21 protein-coding genes are annotated in these 20847 nt (G+C 59.9%); 15 read left to right on the top strand and 6 right to left on the bottom strand.

The window, feature by feature from the left end; all coding sequences use genetic code 11:
• Window positions 1-21 precede the first annotated feature (21 nt).
• Both VB672_RS18935 and VB672_RS18930 read right to left on the bottom strand, forming a co-directional pair.
• Window positions 22-1059, bottom strand: coding sequence for an ABC transporter substrate-binding protein (locus tag VB672_RS18935; RefSeq protein ID WP_329785760.1), 1038 nt, complete (start codon window positions 1057-1059; stop codon window positions 22-24).
• A 118-nt stretch (window positions 1060-1177) separates the two neighbouring features.
• A complete protein-coding gene (locus VB672_RS18930) occupies window positions 1178-1972 on the bottom strand; it encodes an inositol monophosphatase family protein (RefSeq protein WP_329785759.1) in 795 nt (264 codons plus the stop codon).
• Window positions 1973-2166: 194 nt separating this feature from the next.
• Between VB672_RS18930 and VB672_RS18925 the strand changes: the two genes are divergently transcribed.
• The 8 genes from VB672_RS18925 to VB672_RS18890 all read left to right on the top strand — a co-directional run bounded on the left by VB672_RS18925 (window position 2167) and on the right by VB672_RS18890 (window position 9480).
• Window positions 2167-2613, top strand: a complete 447-nt coding sequence (locus VB672_RS18925; protein ID WP_329785758.1) for an NUDIX hydrolase — start codon at window positions 2167-2169, stop codon at window positions 2611-2613.
• A gap of 114 nt (window positions 2614-2727) precedes the next feature.
• Window positions 2728-3900: a zinc-dependent alcohol dehydrogenase gene (locus tag VB672_RS18920; RefSeq protein ID WP_329785757.1), complete on the top strand. Its 1173-nt coding sequence runs from the start codon at window positions 2728-2730 to the stop codon at window positions 3898-3900.
• Window positions 3901-3911: 11 nt separating this feature from the next.
• On the top strand, window positions 3912-4487 hold the full coding sequence (locus VB672_RS18915) for a cyclase dehydrase (RefSeq protein WP_329785756.1): 576 nt from the start codon (window positions 3912-3914) through the stop codon (window positions 4485-4487).
• A 9-nt stretch (window positions 4488-4496) separates the two neighbouring features.
• Window positions 4497-4946, top strand: coding sequence for a DUF488 domain-containing protein (locus VB672_RS18910; protein WP_329785755.1), 450 nt, complete (start codon window positions 4497-4499; stop codon window positions 4944-4946).
• 40 nt (window positions 4947-4986) lie between these two features.
• Complete coding sequence (locus VB672_RS18905) at window positions 4987-5529, top strand: MOSC domain-containing protein (protein ID WP_329785754.1); 543 nt, start codon at window positions 4987-4989, stop codon at window positions 5527-5529.
• Window positions 5530-5830: 301 nt separating this feature from the next.
• On the top strand, window positions 5831-7642 hold the full coding sequence (locus VB672_RS18900; protein ID WP_329785753.1) for an ABC transporter ATP-binding protein: 1812 nt from the start codon (window positions 5831-5833) through the stop codon (window positions 7640-7642).
• Window positions 7643-7684: 42 nt separating this feature from the next.
• The gene (locus tag VB672_RS18895) at window positions 7685-8182 is read left to right on the top strand and encodes a GAF domain-containing protein (RefSeq protein ID WP_329785752.1); all 498 of its coding nucleotides are present in this window, start codon (window positions 7685-7687) and stop codon (window positions 8180-8182) included.
• Between the two features lie 8 nt (window positions 8183-8190).
• A complete protein-coding gene (locus tag VB672_RS18890; RefSeq protein ID WP_329785751.1) occupies window positions 8191-9480 on the top strand; it encodes an NAD(P)/FAD-dependent oxidoreductase in 1290 nt (429 codons plus the stop codon).
• A 420-nt stretch (window positions 9481-9900) separates the two neighbouring features.
• Here VB672_RS18890 and VB672_RS18885 read toward each other — a convergent pair whose 3' ends face one another.
• Entirely contained in the window at window positions 9901-11580 is a 1680-nt protein-coding gene (locus tag VB672_RS18885; RefSeq protein ID WP_329785750.1) for a M10 family metallopeptidase, read from the bottom strand.
• Between the two features lie 415 nt (window positions 11581-11995).
• The gene (locus tag VB672_RS18880; protein ID WP_329785749.1) at window positions 11996-12262 is read right to left on the bottom strand and encodes a hypothetical protein; all 267 of its coding nucleotides are present in this window, start codon (window positions 12260-12262) and stop codon (window positions 11996-11998) included.
• A 488-nt stretch (window positions 12263-12750) separates the two neighbouring features.
• On the opposite strand from VB672_RS18880, the gene VB672_RS18875 reads away from it, so the two are divergent.
• The 3 genes from VB672_RS18875 (at window position 12751) to VB672_RS18865 (ending at window position 14415) form a co-directional block, all read left to right on the top strand.
• Entirely contained in the window at window positions 12751-13482 is a 732-nt protein-coding gene (locus tag VB672_RS18875) for an autoinducer binding domain-containing protein (RefSeq protein WP_329785748.1), read from the top strand.
• A 69-nt stretch (window positions 13483-13551) separates the two neighbouring features.
• On the top strand, window positions 13552-14184 hold the full coding sequence (locus tag VB672_RS18870; RefSeq protein ID WP_329785747.1) for an acyl-homoserine-lactone synthase: 633 nt from the start codon (window positions 13552-13554) through the stop codon (window positions 14182-14184).
• A 3-nt stretch (window positions 14185-14187) separates the two neighbouring features.
• Window positions 14188-14415 (top strand): hypothetical protein, encoded by a 228-nt coding sequence (locus VB672_RS18865; RefSeq protein ID WP_329785746.1) that lies wholly within the window; start codon window positions 14188-14190, stop codon window positions 14413-14415.
• Here VB672_RS18865 and VB672_RS18860 read toward each other — a convergent pair.
• Together VB672_RS18860 and VB672_RS18855 are read right to left on the bottom strand one after the other, a co-directional pair.
• Window positions 14406-14801: a helix-turn-helix domain-containing protein gene (locus VB672_RS18860; protein ID WP_329785745.1), complete on the bottom strand. Its 396-nt coding sequence runs from the start codon at window positions 14799-14801 to the stop codon at window positions 14406-14408. The genes VB672_RS18865 and VB672_RS18860 overlap by 10 nt on opposite strands.
• 416 nt (window positions 14802-15217) lie before the next feature.
• Window positions 15218-16222 (bottom strand): LacI family DNA-binding transcriptional regulator, encoded by a 1005-nt coding sequence (locus VB672_RS18855; RefSeq protein ID WP_329785744.1) that lies wholly within the window; start codon window positions 16220-16222, stop codon window positions 15218-15220.
• Between the two features lie 334 nt (window positions 16223-16556).
• On the opposite strand from VB672_RS18855, the gene VB672_RS18850 reads away from it, so the two are divergent.
• The 4 genes from VB672_RS18850 (at window position 16557) to VB672_RS18835 (ending at window position 20837) form a co-directional block, all read left to right on the top strand.
• Window positions 16557-17630, top strand: a complete 1074-nt coding sequence (locus tag VB672_RS18850; RefSeq protein ID WP_329785743.1) for an ABC transporter ATP-binding protein — start codon at window positions 16557-16559, stop codon at window positions 17628-17630.
• Between the two features lie 95 nt (window positions 17631-17725).
• Window positions 17726-18967, top strand: a complete 1242-nt coding sequence (locus tag VB672_RS18845; RefSeq protein WP_329785825.1) for an ABC transporter substrate-binding protein — start codon at window positions 17726-17728, stop codon at window positions 18965-18967.
• A gap of 80 nt (window positions 18968-19047) precedes the next feature.
• Window positions 19048-19980 (top strand): carbohydrate ABC transporter permease, encoded by a 933-nt coding sequence (locus VB672_RS18840; RefSeq protein WP_329785824.1) that lies wholly within the window; start codon window positions 19048-19050, stop codon window positions 19978-19980.
• A gap of 5 nt (window positions 19981-19985) precedes the next feature.
• Window positions 19986-20837, top strand: coding sequence for a carbohydrate ABC transporter permease (locus VB672_RS18835; protein ID WP_329785742.1), 852 nt, complete (start codon window positions 19986-19988; stop codon window positions 20835-20837).
• Window positions 20838-20847: the final 10 nt, after the last annotated feature.

Genomic DNA, 20847 nt, shown 5'->3' with positions numbered 1-20847 from the left:
CAGAGCTTGCATCAGGCCTGCCTATTTCGGCAGGTTCTTCACCTCGTTATCCCACTTGGACAGGAGGCGCTTGCGCTCTTCCGAGGAGCCGTACTTTGCGAAATCGAAGTTGATCAGCTTGATCTCGTTGAGCTTGGGAGCCTCCGGAGGAATGGGCGTGCCCTTATTGGAGGGTACCTGGAACTGCTTCGTCTCCGCACCGAGTTTCTGAGCTGCAGGCGTGAGAGCCCAGTCATAGAACTTCTTGGCATTGTCCAGGTTTTTGGCGCCTTTGATGATCGACATGGACCCGATCTCGTATCCCGTGCCTTCGCAGGGGGCAACGATCTTGATAGGGGCCTTGTCGGCCACTTGGGTCATGATGTCGTGCATGAAAGCGATGCCGGCCATCGTCTCGCCGAGTGCCATGGCCCTGGCCGGAGCCGCGCCCGACTTGGTGTATTGATTGACGTTCTTGTGCAAGGCCTTCAGGTATTCGAAGCCCTTGTCCTCGCCCATGAGCTGCACGATCGTGGCGAGAAGCGTGTAGGCTGTGCCCGAGGAGTTCGGATCGGCAACCTGAACCTCATCCTTCAGTTCGGCTTTCAGCAGATCGGCCCAGCATTTCGGCTCGCCGGCATTGTTGGATTTGGCGAGCTCCGTGTTATAGCCGAAGCCGAGGGCGCCCGAATAGATGCCCACGGTGCGCTGCTTGGATTGCTCCCACTGGCGCACAGCCCAATCCTGCAACTCGCCCATTTTCGGGGATTTGTATTCTTCGGTCAGTCCTTCTTCGGCCGCCTGCATGTGGGGATCACCGGTGCCGCCCCACCAGATGTCGGCGCGGGGATTGGCGGCTTCCGCCTTGATCTGGGCAAAGACCTCTCCGGCGCTCTTGCGGGTCATGGAGACCTTGACGCCTGTCTCACGCTCGAAAGCGGTCGTCATGGCGCGGCACCATTCCTCCTGAACGCCGCAATACATGACCAGGGCACCTTGCGCCTGGGCCGTTCCTGCGGACAGGCCCGCCATAGCGCCTGCCAGCATGGTTGCCGCAAATAGGTTCGTCTTCACGCTCATTCTATCCTCCCATGGGGCCGTTTTTGTTTTTGGTTGGCCGGCTAAGCTCCCCCTATTGTGACAGCGGGTCAAGAGCAGCCGCTCTCTCGAACCTGAATCTTTGGAATAAGGTGCCGCTTCACGGCTCCTTCGCGATCCCGGTCGCCCAGGTGAGCGTATCGACCAGTTCCGGCGTGCACGCCAGAACCGGATTGCCTGTCCTGAGGCCGTCCTTGGCCAGGAAATTGTTGGTCCAGCCACCGGCTTCTTCGATGATCAGGAGACCGGCCAAGGCATCCCAGGAATTGATGTGGAGCTCGCAATAGGCATCGATCCGGCCGTCCGCTACGTAAGCGAGCCCCAGCGTTCCCGATCCGGCCCGGCGCACGTTGGCTCCGGCTGTCTTCAGCTTGTCGACAACGGCAATATAGGGCTCCGGGGGTAGGCGCGGCGACCAGCCGGCCTCCACGGTCGCCTGTTTCATATCGGCAAGGCCGCTCACCCGGATCGTTTCCCCGTTAAGGATGGCGCCCCGGCCGCGCTGGGCGGTGTAGAGTTCGGCATGCATCACGTTGTAGATCACGCCGATCTCCACCCGCCCTTCACGCACGAAGGCGATGGAAATGGCGAAGTGCGGGATGCCGCGGGCGAAATTCGCCGTGCCGTCGATGGGATCCACCACCCAGACATCGCGCTCGAAGGATCCGCCACCTTCCTCCCCGAAGAAGGAATCGCCGGGGAACAGCTCACTCAAGCGGCTGCGGATCAGCTCCTCCACCTCCGCGTCCGTGGCGGTCAGAAAGTCCTGCGGCCCCTTGAAATTCGGCCGTTGCGAGCGCGGTCGTTCCAGGAAGCGCTTGCGTGCCAGCACGCCGGCCTCGCGGGCGATGGCGCAGGCGGCGGTAAATCTCATGTTCAGGCTGTCGGTCGTCATCACGTGGGTCGTCTTTCCGGATCAAAAATAGGGCCTTCGTTGTTATGAGCTCGTCATGGAACTTTGAGAGGATAGATGGTCGTATGACGCATGAGAATGATGATGCGGTCAGCTTTTTTGGTACGAGACCTTTATTAGCCGACTTATTTAACATAAGTTACAGATTAACGTACTTGAAGTTCTAATCTCGTCGGATGGCCCAGATTCCCAAAGAAAAACTCAGCCAGGTCGCGGCACTTCCCTTCCGGATCAAGGACGGCAGGATCGAGGTGCTCCTTGTCACCTCGCGCGAGACCAAGCGCTGGCTGATTCCCAAGGGATGGCCGATGAAGGGCAAGAAGCCTCACAGGGCAGCTGAGCAGGAGGCGGAGGAGGAGGCCGGCGTTAAAGGCGAGATCGAGGATAAGCCGCTCGGCTCCTACGATTATTGGAAGCGCCGTGCGGCGCACTTCGATTTATGTCGCGTCGAAGTGTATCCCCTCGAAGTTTCCAAGCAGCTCAAGTCCTGGCGGGAAAAAGGCCAAAGGAAGTCTCAGTGGTTCCCCGTCGAGGAGGCTGCCCATCAGGTTCTGGAACCGGCGCTTGCTCATCTTATCCGGAGCCTGCCGGAGCACGTCCTGGACGTTGCTCCTACGGAATAGTGAGCAGTTTTCGGCCTTCCCTAGGGAACGCAAAGCTCCTCAAGAAGTCTTTCCTGTGACGATAGCGGCCAAGCGGCGGAGCTTGGCCGTTTCCGGGCATGTGAGGAGATTTCGATGAAGGCGCTTGTTTGGCATGGCACCACCGACATCCGTTGCGATTCGGTTCCCGATCCACAGATCGAGCATCCGCGCGACGCGATCATCAAGGTGACGAGCTGCGCCATCTGCGGTTCGGATCTCCATCTCTACGACCATTTCATGCCGGGCATGAAATCCGGCGACATCATGGGCCATGAGTCCATGGGCGAGGTCGTCGAAGTCGGGGCCGAGTCGAAAGGCAAGCTCAAGGTCGGCGACCGTGTGGTGATCCCGTTCACCATCATCTGCGGCGAGTGCGATCAGTGCAAGCGCGGCAATTTCTCGGTTTGCGAGCGGACGAACCGCAACGGCCATATCGCGGCCAAGGCGTTCGGTCACACGACTGCCGGCCTGTTCGGCTACACGCATCTGACCGGCGGCTATCCTGGCGGACAGGCCGAGTATCTGCGCGTGCCCTTCGCCGATGCCACGCACATCAAAGTGCCGGATGGCATTCCAGACGAGAAACTTCTCTTCCTCAGCGACATCTTCCCCACCGGCTGGCAGGCGGCGGTCCAGTGCGACATTCAGCCGACCGACACGGTGGCGATCTGGGGTGCAGGTCCCGTCGGCCAGATGGCGATTCGCAGCGCCATCCTGCTCGGAGCGAAACAGGTCATCGCCATTGACCGTGTCCCGGAACGTCTCGCCATGGCGGAGGCGGGTGGCGCGGTCACGATCAATTTCGACGAGGAGAGCGTGATTGAGCGGCTCAACGAACTGACCAACGGCAAAGGCCCTGAGAAGTGCATCGACGCGGTCGGCATGGAGGCGCACGCTGCCGGTACGGTCGATGCGATGTACGACCGGGTAAAGCAGGCGACGATGATGGAAACGGATCGCCCGCATGTGCTCCGCGAGATGGCCTATGTCTGCCGCCCGGCCGGAACGCTCTCGATCCCCGGCGTCTATGGCGGCCTGCTCGACAAGATTCCCTTCGGTGCGATCATGAACAAGGGCCTCACCATCCGTACGGGCCAGACGCACGTGAACCGCTGGACGGACGATCTCCTGCACCGCATCGAAAAGGGGCAGATCGATCCATCCTTCGTCATCACGCATACGGTGTCCCTCGATGAGGGGCCGGATATGTACAAGATCTTCCGAGACAAGCAGGACGGCTGCATCAAGGTCGTTCTCAAACCCTGATAGGTGAGATCATGCGCTACGAAACCGAAAGAACGCGCCGGCGTGGTCATGCTGATACGGCAACCGATACCCTGGCCCGCGGGCTCGGCCTGTTCTCCATCGCTCTCGGGATTGCCGAAGTTGCGGCGCCTCGCGCATTGGCGCGAGCGCTGGGCATGAAAGGGCAGGAAGGGCTGATCGCCGGCTACGGCCTGCGCGAGATCGCGACCGGCATCGGCATTCTGGCATCGAAGGATCCGACACCCTGGATCTGGGGTCGTGTCGCCGGCGATGGGCTCGACCTTGCGACGCTCGCGACGGCTCTCGAGGGCAACAATCCGAAGAAGGGCAATGTCGGCATCGCCATGGCGGCAGTGGCCGGCGTGACGGCGCTGGACGTCTACTGCGCCCAGACGCTGAGCCGCGAAAGCCCGCATCCGCTGCCGCCCATGCAGGATTATTCCGATCGCACCGGCTATCCCCGGGGAATCGAAGAGAGCCATGGTGCGGCACGGGATTTCGAGGCGCCGCGGGATTTCCGCACCCCCGAGGCGCTGCGGCCCTACACTCAACCCGAGGCGCCTCGACATCCGCAGCCATCCATGTAACCTCGCGGTATGGCAAGGCCGCAGGTTTTCACGATCGGATACGAGGGAGCGGACGTGGACCGTTTCCTCGCCACCTTGAAAGATGCAGGCGTCGCGATCCTCGCGGATGTGCGGGCCGTCGCGCTCTCTCGCAAGCGCGGGTTCTCGAAATCGGCTCTGCGCGATGCCCTGGCAAGCCACGATATCGGCTACCAGCATTTCATCAGGCTCGGCACGCCGAAGGAGGGGCGTCAGGCAGCGCGGGCCGGTGATGGCGACCTGATGCGCCGGATCTATTGCGATGAGGTTCTGGCGACCGAACCGGCTCAGGAGGCCTTTCGTGAGCTCGAGGCGCTGGCGCAGGCCCAGCCGATCTGTCTTCTCTGCTTCGAGCGCGATCCCGCCAACTGCCACCGCCGTGTGCTGGCGCAGCGTCTTTCCGAGAAGGGACTCGAGACGGTGGATCTGACGGTCCTCTGACGCTACAAGGGAAAAATCGTCAGAGAGGCTGAGGCACGCGATGCAGGCAATTGTAACCGCAGTCAGTTCAAGTCCAAGCCACAGCTTCAGTAAAACCAATCGAGACGTCATCCGGCTTCTCGCAGGTCTCGGCGTCGAGGGGGATGCGCATCTCGGCACCACGGTCAAGCACCGCTCCCGGGTGGCCAAGGACCCGAACCAGCCGAACCTGCGCCAAGTTCATCTCATCCATGCCGAGCTGCACGACGAGCTGCGCGAGGCAGGCTTCGACGTCTCCGCCGGCGACATGGGGGAGAACGTCACCACGCGCGGCATCGATCTGCTCGGGCTGCCGGCGGGTGCGCGCCTGCTCGTCGGAAGGAGCGCCGTGATCGAGGTGACCGGCTTGCGCAACCCCTGTGTCCAGATCGATCGCTTTCAAAAGGGTCTCATGAAGGCCGTGCTCGGCAAGGACGCGCATGGCAATCTCGTCCGCAAATCGGGGATCATGGCGATTGTGCTCGAAAGCGGCGAAGTGAGATCGGGGGATGGCATTCAGGTGGAAATGCCGCCCGGGCCTCACCGGGCGCTTGCGGTCGTGTGAAAGCTCAATTTGACCTGAAACAAAAGTGCGGTTGCCAAGTTGAACGAACTGCACTACCTTGGGCCTAGGTTTAATTTCTAGAGAGGGAGGACTGCATGGCTTTTATCTGCTTGCTGAACGTTCCTCCCGTGTCCGGACGTTAGGTCGGACCAGGCGGGGCTCTGAGGCCCGGCAACCCTTATCAAGCTTTGAGAATCAATGATCTTCGAGCGGCGTTCCACGCTGTAGGCCAGCGTTCCCCCTGCCGCTCTTCAAAACTTCGGGGAGAGGTGCGCGCTCCAGGCGCCGCCTGTTCGCTTCCATGAACCAGCAGAAGAAGAGCGGGGACGCCACCCGCGATGTCCTGAAATTCACGTTTAGTCACTGGCGCGAAGAACCGCGTTACGTGGCGCTGATCGTCGTAACCATGATGGTCTCGACCCTGGCCGATGTGTTCATGCCCGTCTTCGCGGGGCGACTCGTCGATGCCATCGCCATGGGCGGCAGCGACCGCGAGGCCGCGCTTCACGCGGCACTCGTCTCCTTTGCCTTCATGACAGGCCTCGGCTTGCTTATGATCGTCATGCGGCATCTGGCATTCTACGGAATCGTGGAACTCACGCTGCGGGTCATGGGCCGCGTGGCGCAGGATGCGTTCGCTCGCGTGCAGCGCTTCTCGACCGACTGGCATGCCAATTCCTTTGCTGGTTCCACCGTGCGCAAGATCACCCGCGGCATGTGGGCGCTCGACTTGATGCACGACACGCTCCTGCTGGCGCTGCTGCCTTCGCTCACCGTGCTTGCCGGTTCGATGATCGTGTTGGGTCTACGTTGGCCGGTGATGGGCCTCGTCATCGGGGTGAGCGCACTCGCATACATCATTATGACGGGCTTTCTGGCGACCCGCTATGTCGCGCCTGCGGCACGGCTGGCGAATATGTGGGATACGCGTGTCGGCGGCACCCTGGCTGATGCCTTAAGCTGCAATCCGGTTGTCAAGGCGTTCGGTGCCGAGGCACGTGAGGACAAGCGCCTCACATGGGTGCTGGGCAAGTGGCAGGGCCGTACGCGACGCGTCTGGCAGCGCGGTACCAACAGCGGCACGGTGCAGTTCATCGCGCTTCTCGGCATTCGTGCTGCCATCATTGGTACGGCCATCTGGCTGTGGTGGCGGAACCGCGCGACGCCGGGCGATCTCGCTTACGTGCTTACGACCTACTTCGTGATCCACGGCTACCTGCGCGATGTCGGCATGCACATCAACAACCTGCGTCGCTCGGTGAACGACATGGAGGAACTTGTCGAGATCCACCGGGAGCGCATCGGGGTGCCGGATCGTCCTGGTGCTAAGCCGATCCGCATCTCACGCGGCGAGGTCGCTTTTGACCATGTCACCTTCCACTATGCCGGCCACGACACGCCGCTCTACCAGGATCTGTCGCTGGCGATCCGGGCAGGCGAGCGCGTCGGTCTCGTGGGACCCTCAGGATCGGGCAAGACCACGCTGGTCAAGTTGATTCAGCGTCTCTACGACGTGACAGGCGGGCAGATCCTGATCGATGGTCAGAACATCGCGCAGGCCGAGCAGGCGTCCCTGCGCTCGCAGATTGCCATCGTGCAGCAGGAGCCGATCCTGTTCCACCGGACACTCGCCGAGAACATCGCCTATGGACGACCCGGTGCCTCAATGGCCGAGATCGAACGCGCGGCGCAGCTTGCGAATGCGCATGACTTCATCATGAGCCTGCCTAAGGGCTACTCGACCCTCGTGGGCGAGCGCGGCGTGAAGCTCTCGGGCGGTGAGCGCCAGCGGGTTGCCATCGCGCGGGCCTTCCTGGCCGATGCGCCTATCTTGATCCTGGACGAGGCGACGTCGGCCCTCGACTCGGAATCGGAGGTGCTGATCCAGCAGGCCATGGAGCGGCTCATGGTGGGGCGCACTTCCATTGTGATCGCACACCGGCTTTCCACCGTGAGGGCCCTCGACCGCATCCTCGTGTTCGACAAAGGCCGGATCGTGGAGGAGGGGGATCATCTCGCACTCTATCGCAAGGGTGGCCTCTACCGCCGCCTCTGCGACCACCAGGGACTGGACCTCGCTAAGGGAGCCCGGTCCGACATGGCCGCAGAGTAGATCCTCTGGACAAGACGCATTGAGAATCCTAAGGAAATTTCCATGTTTGAAGTCAAAGATATTCCTGTCTCCGACGACAAGCGGGGCCTCTACGCCTCCCTTGCCCAGCAGCTCTCCGGACTTCTGGAAGGCGAGCCGGATGCGATCGCGAACGCAGCCAACATGTCGGCCCTGATCTACCAGTTCCTGCCGGATTTGAACTGGGCCGGGTTTTATTTCATGCGCGGGCCGGGCCTCGTTCTCGGCCCCTTCCAAGGCAAGACGGCCTGTGTGCGCATCGCGGTCGGGCGTGGTGTGTGTGGCACAGCCGTGGAGCGCAGGGAGTCCATCGTGGTGCCGGACGTCCATGCCTTCCCAGGCCATATCGCCTGCGACAGCGCGTCCCGCTCGGAACTCGTCGTGCCTCTCATCAAGGACGGAAAGGTCCTGGGCGTGCTCGATCTCGACAGTCCTAACCCGAACAGGTTCGACGAGGAGGACCGCGAGGGCTGCGAGCAGCTGGTCGAGATCTATCTCAAGGCGTCCGAGCTCCCGCTTTAGGCCGACCGATGCTGCCGGCCTATGTCGACACATATTACAGCCGTACCGCAGCCACGTCGGAAACCTATCCACGGGCGGTGGGTCGCATCGAGGCCGATGTCTGCATCATAGGCGGCGGGCTGGCTGGTCTGACGGCGGCACTGAAGCTTGCACGCAGCGGACGGACGATCGTATTGCTCGAAGCCCAGCGTGTGGCCTGGGGTGCTTCCGGCCGCAACGGCGGCTTCGTCTCCGCAGGGTATGCCACAGGCCTTGCCGCCATCGAGCGCCGTGCGGGGTTGGATCAGGCGCGGGAGCTCTTCCGTCTTTCCATGGAAGGCGTCGAGATCGTCCGCAGCAATATCGACGAACTCGGCATCGAAGGTGCCGAGCCTGTGCCTGGAATCGCGAAGGCGCTGCGTTACGACTCGCGCGGCGCCTTGCAGGTTGCCAGCGAACGCCAGCAGCGCGAATTCGGTTTATCTTTGCGCTACTTGTCTCGCACCGAGGTGCGGGAACTGTTCGCCTCGCCCAAGTACTGCGAGGCGGTTCTGGATGAGAGCGCCTTCCATTTCCACCCGCTGAATTACGGGCGGGCGCTCGCCCGCGAGGCAGCACGGCTCGGAGCCGCCATTCATGAACACTCGCCTGTCGTGTCGGCAGATCTCGACAATGCGCGTAAGATCGTTCGCACCAAGGACGCAGAAGTATCCGCCGGGCACGTGGTGTTTGCGACAGGTGGCTATACCGACGACGTGTTGCCAGCGCTCAAGCGCGCATTCCTGCCCATTGCCACTTACGTTGTCTTGACCGAACGGGCGCCGGATCTGGTCCAGGGAGCCATCCGCACGCGGGCGGCAATCCTCGATGATCGCAGGGCTGGAGACTATTACCGTCTCGTCGATGACGGAAGCCGTATCTTGTGGGGCGGGCGGATCACCACCCGCACGACCGATCCGCGCGACATTGCGACCCTGCTCAGGCGCGAGATGGTGGCGACCTATCCACAACTGACTGCCCTGAAGGTGGAAATCGCCTGGTCCGGTCTCATGTCGTATGCCCGCCACCTGATGCCCCAAATCGGGAAATGGAAGTCGGGTGTCTGGTACTGCACGGCCTTCGGCGGCCATGGCATGAACACCACGGCAATCGGCGGTATGGTGATTGCCGAAGGGATCACAGGCGAGAGCGACCGCTACCGCCTGTTTGCCCCCTTCGATCTGGCGTGGAATGGCGGCCTCTTTGGCCGGGCGGCGGTTCAACTCACCTATTGGAGCTATCAGGCGGCCGATGCGGTCAGGGAATTCAGCTCCCGCTGAGATCCGATACTTAGTTACATCTTCGCCGCCGATGCGACAACCCAAAGGCAGCTGAAGCTGAACGCAAGTGCGATCAGGTTCATGAGATAGGCCAAAGCATCATTGGAGGGGTGGCGTTTTCCCGTTTGATCCATCGCGCTGCCTCAAAAGCCGGAAGGTTTTGCGACGTGGATAATGCCTTAGCTTGTTCCCTGTCCAGATGGTTAACGCATTATTCTTTAGTTAGCCACCGATCGTGCCGTGGATCGTTCCTCAATGCCAAGGGCTGATCCGACAAACAGAGCGAAACAGGCAGCGATGCATGGTTTCATTCACGATGCCCATAGTCGAAACCGTTCAGTGGATGACGAGATTGGCTCCTCGCATCATCGCCTGCCGGAGTGCAGCCGAGAGGGTCCGGGGTGTCGATCACAAACCCGATCACAGATAAAGGTCACCTTTCGACAATGCAGTCAGGCCTGCGACATCGATCTTAAGATCGGCAGATCTGTCACCGTTCACGTCGGCCGACACGATGCCATCGGCAAAGCGCAACTCTCCAGCCTTGCCGTGAAATGCTGTCTTGCCGATGAAGCTGAACGCCTGGTCCCCTGCAATCTTGGTATTGGCATCGATGCTGCGCAGGTCGATATGTTCGGAACCGCGGGCGAAATCCTTGATCGTGTCGACGGTCGATTCGCGGGAGTCGCTCAGGGCCTGGAAAACGAAGACATCCGCTCCACTGCCGCCGATGAGAATGTCCTTGCCACCCTGACCGTAGAGCTTGTCGCTGCCTGCGCCACCCTCGATCACATCGCTGCCGCTTCGTCCGTAGAGGACGTCCTTGCCGCCTTCACCCTTGAGGCTGTTGGAAGCGCCGTTCCCGTAAAGCCTGTCCCCATACGCGCTGCCGACAAGGCTTTCGATACTCGAATAGGTGTCGCCGGAGGCGTCGCTCCGGTTGCTCGATGAGGATTGGAGATCGGCTGTAACAGCCGCTTTCGCCGTCATGTAGCTCGCGATGTCCGTTCCTGTCCCGCCGCTGAGCAGATCCTTGCCGCTTCCCCCGACCAACACATCATTGCCGCTCTGGCCATAAAGCTTGTCGTCGCCGCCGTTGCCGCGGAGCGTATTGCTAGTCACGTTGCCTTTAATGACATCGCTTGCGGAGCCGCCGGAGGCGTTCTCGACGAGAGAGAGCGTGTTGCCCTGATAGAGAAGGGCATTGGCGATGTTGCCGGCTGCGAGTTTTGATCCATCCCAATGCAGCTTTGCGCGTTGCTCCTGAGACGTGGTCGTCCAAGCTCCAGGCTGGAGATCGATGAAGAGTTCAGTGGTGTAGTTAGTGAAGCTATAGGTATCGTTGCCGCCGCCATCCCAGACGGTCAGCAGGATCTGATTGCCGCCGGGAGCCCCTTGGCCGACGCCATCGATGAACATCTCGCCTGTTGTCGGACTCCAGGAGTAGATCGTATTGCCGCCATTCGTTGCGTAGTTCGCGCCATAGATGTGTTGAACCGCTGCGATGTCATACATCATGAGCGACTGGGCATAGCCCCATGTCTCGTTGGCATAGCCCGTGCTGGTCGAAGCGCCCGCATAGGAGCGGTAGCTCATCACGGTGTATTCCATGCTGTCGCGGTCCAGGGGCATGTTGCCCTCATGGGCATGCTCGAGCCCGAGAGCGTGCCCGATCTCATGCACGATCGTGAGATACGCATAATTGCCCTTCAGCGGGCTTGCGTAGTTGCGGCTGGAGTTATTGACCCAAACATCGCCACCTGTTGCATCCGTCGTCGGGAAATAGGCCCACGCGGTGCTGGGCAGGTCTGATTGTGCAAAACGCAGATCGGCTGACGATGCGCTCGCGCCACCCCACTCCTGGAAAGTCAGGTTGCTGACAGCTGTGTACAGGTTCAGTGCCGAACGCGTGATGGATTGCTGCGTCTCGTTGAACGCGCCAAAACCCTTAGCCGCCTCGCCGTCTCCGTAGGAGGAGCCATAGGTGGTGGCAATCGTGGGAAAGCTGTAGGTCAGGTTGCTTGGCACCCATTTGATGGTGCCGAGAACTGCATCAATGTAGGCATTCCCAGTTGAAGTGAACGTCTCGACAGCAGGCATGGTTCTTCAGACAATTTGAGCAGAAATACGTAAAGCGAAGATTCGTGCGAGTTCTGGCCGGTAAGCGGAAATCAGTCCGGCTTTTTTAACAGTAAGGAATATCTCTTCCAAAATGCTTAATCTTGCTATCTGAGCGCGCTTCAACTAATAAATGCTATATCAAATCGCGATTTATCATCGAATGTAGACCCCAGCGAGAGTGTTGTCTTTGATTGGTCTCGCGACCTTTATCGCTTCAGGATCCATAAAGGAACTTTGGGAGGACTAAAAGCCGACCTGCTTGGACAATTGCCTCTTTCGACAAGATGCCGCATGGCAGAGCTATTTGCACCTCGCTCCGGAGCGGCTTCATCCAGCCTCAGGCCGCACCTGAGAGGCGCCCCAGCGAAGCATCAGACAGCCCTTTCACAATAGGCTATAAGGGAAGATGTTCGCTCCGTTCGGACGGAGCTTGGTGGATGCCTGGTTTGAAGCGGATCTCAGACTGGAGAGGCGGGGCTGCCGCTCTGGCGCTTTTTCCATTAACCCTTTTGCCGCGTGCCGCAATTGCTTCCTGGGCTAACAGGCGAATGTCTTCAAGGCGCCATTCTTCGCTCAGCCATGATCTGCCAATGACTTTGAGAATCTTTTCGAGCGTCGCATAAGGATCGACGATCTCGGGCGCAGTGGCCACGTTCTTCATGATATCCCCCTATGCCGGAGGTTTTCCCCCAGTCATTTTGGCCGGATTGCCTGCAAGAAGAGACAGGCGTTCCTGAGTACGAGTATTGCAAAGCTCTAGCCTGAAGGATACTGCACTTTCGGACAGGTCCGAGTGCCAGATACGGGCGCAGGTGATCTCCAGATCCCAATCTGGTCCTGATTGCTATTCTCTGCCCAGTTTCAGGATCCCGGGAGACTTTCCTGGTACTTCGGGCATCGTCAGGAGCCGAGCGGATGACGCCCTCTCACCAGGACGAGCGCATTTTCACAAATGGCACACTTCCATCTGCGACCGCTGGCATCGGAAGCTATAGGACGCGACGTTCGAGACATGCCCCGTCGTAGCGCGACACGCAGCCTCCTGTCAGTTCGGATCTCTGAGAAGCTGAATCGAAGTCTTCTGGTATCACATTGGTAAGATTGACGAAATTGAAATAGCATAACATTGTGCTTGGGAGGGCAGAACAGATGTCGTCCAAAGCCTTTGCGAGAACACTAGAAGTCATCCGCAGCCTTGATCGCGCTAGGACGCCAGCCGAGGTCTGCGGCACGCTGCTGGAATCCACTCGACAGTTTGGCGCCGAGTACATTCTGGCCGGTGTCATCCCCATGCCAGGAGCAAGTCGACAGCATCAGATCTCAAGTATCGTCCTTGATCATTGGCCGAAGGAATGGAGCCATCGCTATTTCTCCCATGGATATGTCTTTCAGGATCCAGCAATACGCACGGTCAGGAGAAGCAGTGCCCCCTTTCTATGGAGTGAGCTGAAGCCTCTGTATCGAGAGGACGCCGCTGGGCGCCGTGTGATGGAAGAGGCCAGCGATTTCAGGCTTCGCCAAGGCTTCACCATTCCTGTCGCAACTTTGGAAGGAGAAGTCGCGGGATTATCAATTGCCGGCGAGCGGCTTGAACTGGCGCCGGAAGACAGGGGAGTGTTGGCGCTCTTGGCCACTTACTCTCTTGGCCGCTCCATCCTGCTGCGGGAGACGGCTGAGCGCGAGACTGTCAGGCTTACCCCGAGGGAACGTGAAGCCTTGCAATGGGCAGCAGAGGGCGAATCCGAGTGGAGGATCGGTGAACGCATGGGCATCTCGGAACATGGTGTCGATAAGCATATGCGCTCGGCCCGTGAGAAGCTCGGAACACGCACGCGCACGCATGCCGTAGCGGAAGGAATACGCTTGGGCCTCATCAAATAGAGGGTACGCGATCGCGTACTTATGCGCTTCTTCGGCGGTGATTAAATGTCGCCCTACAAGGAGGAGCCTATGATTCATATCGTATCCCCTGACAATGAGTACCTTTATAAAGACGAGATGGAGCAAGCATATCGGCTTCGTCACCGCGTCTTCGTCGAGGAGAAGAAGTGGACGGATCTCTCAAAGCCGGACGGCCGAGAGGTTGATCAATTCGACAATGAGCATGCAGTCCATATGCTCTACATCGAAGAGGGCAAGGTGTTGGGATATCAGCGTATGCTGCCGTCTACGCGTCCGCATCTGCTCTCGGATGTTCTGCCGCATTTGTGCGAGGATGTGCCGCCTGTGGGTGAGCATATCTGGGAATGGACCCGATACTGCGTGGAGCCGGCGCATCGCGAGCGTGGGCGTACGTTGAGTCCGGTCGCCAACATGCTGCTCTCCGGAATAGTAGAGTGGGGCCTAGAGAGTGGTGTCAACACGATCATTATCCAGATGAATCCCTTGTGGCTTCTGCGTTTAGTGCAGCTCCACTTCCGTGTCATGCCGCTCGGGTTGCCTCAGAGGGTAGGGGATGAAGATGTCGTAGCTGTCACCGCCTCATTTGATCGTCGGACTCTGGCTCGTCTCCAAGACATGCGCGGCAACCGGCAACGCGTGCTTGCAGAGCCGGAGAGCTTCACTCGACGTCTCGCGAGTTAAGCCATGAAGGCACCCAAAATCATTCTGAACCCAGATGAAGAAATGATGATCCTGCAGTTCTGGGCACATGGGATGGATATCGCACAGAAGTTCAGCACGGAGCAGATTCGAGCAGTGCCAGGTTTGGAGGAAGCAATAGCCGCGGTTTCCGTACTTCCGAAGGAAATTGGCTGGGGAGATGAGCCGCAAAAGTCGTCAAGGCAGTATAAAAAGTCTGCCGGTCACATCTGAGAGTTCACTCTGGGAGCAGCTGCTCTGACGAGATCCAAGAGAACCCGGCGTAAGACCGGGTTCTCGATTCTGGTGAAAGCAGAAGCAAGTTCCAAGCCCTCGCTTGTATTCAGAAACAGCTGAATGGCTGTTCCTTCATCACTTCGCTCATCGGCATAAGGCAATCCTTCAAGAAAGTACGAGACCGGTACACCGAGAACGTTGGCAATATCTAGCAGATGCCCGGCTCCGACACGCGTCCGGCCTGCTTCAAATTTCTGAATGTCCTGGAGGGTGAGACCGAGGATCCTGCCAAGCTGTGCCCGATGGACGCCAGTGAGAGACCGTCGAAGCCGGATTCTCGCTCCAACGTGTCTATCGACCCGGTTCAATGATTTTACAGACATCGTCTATAATCCGATCCGATAAATACGATTCAGAATCATAGATGTCTGCGCGCCAAAGCGAAATACTACGGGGCAATCGCGTCTGCTTCGAAGGTGCCGATGACCTATCTCCGCAAGATTAGCGAGTCCAATCCGGTCCCATTCTCAGCCGACCACGCAGATGTTGTCACGGATCAGGGCCTTAGCACAAACCCAGGCCATTGCCGGATCTTGCGCGACACGGACGCCCGCAAGGTATGGCGTCGAGGTCCTGCACATTGCGAGGGCCGCTGATTCGAGCACGAGATCGTCTGAATAACTTGCGACCAACGCTTCCCGATATGCCAAATGTTGATCAGTCTCAAACGCTTAAGGCCCGCGTTTCGCAAGCGAACTAATCGTTCAAATTCGAGCATGCAGGCTCGGCGGGCCATCATTTAGGTGCTTCGCCGTTCGATCAAGACATGGCCCGTATCGATGATTCTCGCGGCTCCCTCAGGGTGTTGACCCTGAATGCTGTTGAGGATGAGCCGGGCGACTTCCCGACCGATGAGATCCCCCGAAGGCCGGATGGTCGTCAGGGAGGGGATGCATGAGGCGCTGAAGTCGAGATCGCCGAAGCCGACGACTGCGATCCCGTCCGGAACGACGATCCCTCGGCGCTGGCATTCGAAAAGAGCGCCAAGGGCGATCAGGTCGTTCGAGCAGGCGATGCCATCGAGGTTCGGGAGTTGTTGGAGAGCGCGGTTCAGCAGGAGCGATCCGGCCTCTACCGTCGCTGCGCCGGGATGATTGATGATTTCGCATGCAACGAGGTCTTCCGTGCAGGCTGTCTCAGAGAAGCCGCTCGCGCGCTTCTCGGCACGATGATCCTCCTGCATGCGTGCGCCCAGGAAGGCGAGTGTGCGACGATCTTTCGACAGGAGATGCCTGGCCGCGGATGCGCCTACATGCGGGTGCGAGAAGCCGACGGCCATGTCGATCGGTTTTCCACCGAGCTCCCACATCTCGACAACGGGCACGCCGCTGGCCTGCAGAAGCTTGAGGGTCTCGGCACTATGGGACAGCCCTGTCAGGACGACGGCTGCCGGCGCCCAGGAGAGAGCCGTTCGGACCAGTGCCTCCTCCTGGTCCTCGCCATACTCGCTGTGGCCGAGAAGGACCTGCAGGCCCTCCGCAGCCAGCTCGGATTGCAGCGTCGAGACCGTTTCGGCAAAGAAGGCGTTGCGAATGGAGGGAACGATGATGCTCACGACCTTCGAGGACGCGGCAGCGAGGCCTCCTGCCACCAGATTGGGAACGTAGCCCAGCGTGGAGATGGCACGGGCGATTTCTTTCCCTGCCGCCGGGGAGACGGCGGCCGGCTTGCGCAGATAGAGAGAGACGGTGGATGGCGACACCTGGGCGAGCTTGGCCACATCCATCATCGTGACTCGCTGCATCTTGCGCCGCTTTCGGGTGCCGCGGCTCTGTAAGCTGCTGCTATCGGCGTCCATCGGCTTCCTTTTTCGTAGCGCTTCGATAGAGGGACTTCCGTACGATAATCGATATCGGGGCTGTGATTCAATCGAAATTGCTCATTACAGCCGGATTTTCATCGATTTTCTTACCGCTAGGATGCCGAACCTTGGGCTTTGGGATGATTGGAAAACTTACTTGCGCATGGCTAATCGTAGCGCTATGATAAAGTCATTCCAATCTCTCCTGGGATCCGTCACAGGGGTGGAGTGCAGGCGTGCCGACTTCAAGCGCGCCACAAAGCAACAGGGAGGGAGCATGTCGTCAGTCAGCTTCCGTAAGCTTGAGAAGAGTTACGGCGCGCTTCGGATCGTGAAGGGCATCGACCTGGAAATCGCGGATCGTGAGTTCGTCGTGTTGGTCGGCCCATCCGGCTGCGGCAAGTCGACCACATTGCGGATGCTCGCTGGTCTGGAGAGCATCAGCGACGGGGAAATCCGCATCGGCGACAAGGTGGTGAACAAGCTGCCGCCCCGCGAGCGCGATATCGCCATGGTGTTCCAGGACTACGCTCTCTATCCGCACAAAACCGTTTACGAAAACATGGCCTTCAGTCTGAAGGTGCGCGGCGTTCCGGCTGCCGAGATCAAACCTCGTATTTCTCAGGCGGCGGAGATGCTGGGCATCTCTCAACTCCTTGACCGTAAGCCGAGCCAACTCTCCGGCGGCCAGCGCCAGCGCGTGGCCATGGGCCGCGCCATTGTGCGCCGTCCCCAGGTCTTCCTGTTCGACGAACCGCTTTCAAACCTTGACGCCAAGCTGCGCGGTCAGGTTCGCACGGAGATCAAGCGCCTCCATCAGGCCATCGGTACCACCATCATCTACGTGACGCACGATCAGGTGGAGGCGATGACGCTTGCAGACCGCATCGTGATCCTGAAGGGCGGCGAGATCGAACAGGTCGGCACCCCGGACGAGGTCTACAACACCCCGGCCAGCGTCTTCGTCGGTGGGTTCATCGGATCGCCCGCCATGAATTTCGCGAGGGGCAAGATCCATGGCGGCGCCGTGGCCTTCGACGGTGGATCCGGCATCCCGCTCCAGAACCACCCCTCCGGAAAGGCGGGCGGTCTCGAAGGGCGTGACGTCATCGTCGGCATCCGGCCTGAGCATTTCATGCCGGCGGGCGAAGGTCATGGGCTGTCGGGCAGGGTGCAGGTCGTCGAGCCGCTGGGCTCCGATACGCTGATCCATTTTGCCCTCGGTTCGTCCATGCTGACGGCCCGTGTCGCGCCGGAAATGCGGCCGAGCCCCGGAGAAGCCCTGTCTATTGGTGTCGATCCCTCCCGGATCCACCTGTTCGATGCGGCGACTGAGCGAGCCCTCGTCTGAGGGCCGCGTCAATAACGAGTGTTCAACAAGGGGTGTCGGCAAGGAACTGGCACCGCCAAACTACCACGGAGGAAACGATGATCTTGAACAAGACCATGAAGCTGCTTCTGGCCGGTGCGGCCATCACTCTGTCGGCATCTGCCGCCATGGCTCAGACCAATCTGCGCGTGTTCGTCTCCAGCCAGCATCGCCCGGATGTATGGCGCAAGGCCTTCGACATGTACGAGGCCAAGAACCCTAACGTGAAGGTGACCATCGAGACCGGCGGCAACACCTCCGAAGCGCAGGCCCAGTATCTCAATACCGTCATGACTGCGAAGGACACCTCGCTCGATGTCATGATTCTCGACGTGATCCGCCCCGCGCAATATGCGGCGGCCGGTTGGACGGTGCCGTTCAACGAGGTGCTCGGCAGCGATGCCGATACCTATATGAAGCGTTATCTCCCGGCCTATGCCGAGGCCAACACCGTCGATGGCAAGGTCGTGGCGTTGCCGGCCTTTGCCGATGCCATGTTCCTCTACTACCGCAAGGATCTTCTTGAGAAGCACGGCGTTCAGCCGCCGCAGACCTGGGACGAACTCGCCGCCGCGGCCAAGAAGGTCGCCGAGGTCGAGAAGGATCCGAACTTGCAGGGCCTCTCCTTCCAGGGCAAGGCGATCGAGGGAGCGGTCTGCACCTTCCTCCTGCCGTACTGGAGCATGGGCAAGCAACTGGTGTCCAACGGCAAGCTCTCCTTTGACAAAGAAGCCGCCGTGAAGTCGCTGAAAATGTGGAAGGACTTCGTCGATCAGGGCGTCGCCAAGAAGAACATCGCTGAAGTCGCGACAGACGACACCCGTAAGGAGTTCCAGGCCGGCAACGTGCTCTTCGCCGTCAACTGGTCATACGCCTGGGGTCAGTTCCAAGGGGCTGAATCCGCCGTGAAAGACAAGGTTGGTGTCGTGAAACTCCCCGCCGTGCAGGGTGGCCAGCCGGCTTCATGCCTCGGGGGCTGGGAATGGGGCGTATCCGCCTATTCCAACAACAAGACCGAAGCACAGAAATTCGTGCAGTATCTGTCGAGCCCCGAGACCTCGGAGTTCATGGCTATCAACGCCGCTCTGCTCCCACAATTTCCGGATGTCTACACGGATGCGGACGTGGCCAAGGCCGTTCCGTGGTTCGCCAGCGCGCGCCCGGTCGTGGAGACCGCGAAGGCCCGGCCGGTGACGCCCCGCTACAACGAGGTAAGCGAGATCATCCGCACTACGGTCAACGCCGTTCTGGCGGGACAGTCGACGCCTGAAGAAGGCGCTACGCAGATGGAAGGCCGCCTGCGCCGCGTCCTGCGCTAATCCGCACAAAATTCCACGGAATGGATGCCTGAAGGCATCCATTCCCAACGTTGCAACCGGGCAGGATCACCACGATGGCAATGGCCAGCGAAACGAACTTAGTGACGGCGCATAACGAGAGCGGCACGAAGTGGTGGACGCGTTTCCTCGACCCGAGCGAGCGCACCCTCGCCCTGCTGCTGCTGATGCCGGCGGCGCTGCTGCTGGCCCTCATCATCGTCTATCCGGTCTGTCGCCTGATCTGGACCAGCTTCCAGAACCTGTCGCTGACCTCCGGCGTTCCAGCGGCCTTCGCAGGGCTTGAGAACTATTCTCTCATGCTGGAAGATCCGGTGTTCTGGGAAACGACCTGGAACACCGTTCTCATCACGCTCATCACGGTCCCTGGCGCGCTGCTTGTCGGTTTAGCTCTTGCCCTGATGGCAAACCTGCCCTTCAACGTGAAATGGCCGGTTCGTCTCTCGCTTCTGATTCCCTGGGCTCTGCCGCTGTCGTTCGCAGGGCTCATCTTCGCCTGGTTCTTTCATTCCGAATATGGTGTCGTAAATGATGTGTTCCGCCGTATCGGTTTCGAAGGCGTGATCTGGTTCAACTCCGCAAACTGGGCCTTCGCGGCGATCTGCCTAACAATTATCTGGAAAACCTCGTCCTTCATGGCGCTCATCATCCTCGCCGGTCTCCAGACCATTCCGCGCTCTCTTTACGAGGCGGCGGAGGTGGACGGGGCAGGGCGCATCAGGCAGTTCTTCGAGATCACCTTGCCGCTGCTCAAGCCTTCAATCGTCGTGGCGCTGATCTTCCGCACCATCACGGCGCTGCAGACCTTCGACATTCCCTTCACCATGACGCGCGGCGGTCCGGGCACGTCCACCGCGACCCTTGCGATGTACATCCACCAGAACACGGTCGATTTCCTCGATCTCGGCTACGGTTCGGCGCTCGCCATGGTCATGTTCGCACTCTCCATGGGTGTGACGGCGATCTACCTGCGCATGATCCGGGCCAAGGGGTGACCGCCATGAGCCATGATACGCCTGCCAGTCGCTCGATCTTCTCCGGCAAGCCGCTGCGCATCCTGATCGGATTCATCTTGGTCGTGAACGGGATATTCCCGGCCCTGTGGATCCTGTTCACGTCGCTCAAGACGGAAGCTGAGCTGACCGTCAAGCCGATCACGTGGCTGCCTCATGCCCCGACGATTGCGAACTATCTGCGGGCTTTCACGGATCAGCCTCTTCTGTTGTTCCTCTTCAACAGCTTCATGGTGGCGATCCTCTCCACTGCGCTGACGCTGTTCATATCCGTGCTGGCCGCCTATGCATTGGCCCGGCTCCAGATCCGCGGGCGGGATCTCATCCTGTCGGCTATCATCGCTGTGTCGACTTTCCCCCTCGTCACCCTGCTCGTACCTCTGTTCGAGATCATGCGGGCACTTGGGTTGCTCAACACATGGGTGGCCCTCATCCTGCCCTATACGGTGCTGAGCCTTCCGGTCTGCACCTTGATCCTGGTCTCCTTCTTCGAGGGCATTCCGCGCGATCTCGAGAACTCGGCGATGATCGACGGGTGCACCCGCATCGGGGCACTGTTCAAGGTTGTCGTGCCGCTCTCGGCGCCGGGTGTCTTCACAGCTGGGATCCTCGCTTTCGTGAACGCGTGGGACGAGTTCCTGCTGGCGCTCTCATTCAATTCCAATCCGATGCTGCGCACGCTTCCGGTCGGCATCACCCTCTATCAGGGCGAGTTTGCATTCCCCTGGCCGGTGATATCGGCGGCGCTCGTCATCGGCATCGTGCCTGTCGCGATCCTGATCGTGATCTTCCAGGAACGTGTCGTGTCCGGCCTGACCTCCGGCGGCATCAAGGGATAGGGATTATTGC

This window comes from Microvirga sp. CF3016 (assembly GCF_036314085.1).
Lineage (GTDB): Bacteria > Pseudomonadota > Alphaproteobacteria > Rhizobiales > Beijerinckiaceae > Microvirga.
The sequence above is the reverse complement of the archived record's forward strand: the minus strand, read 5'-3'. Positions and strand labels throughout refer to the sequence as shown.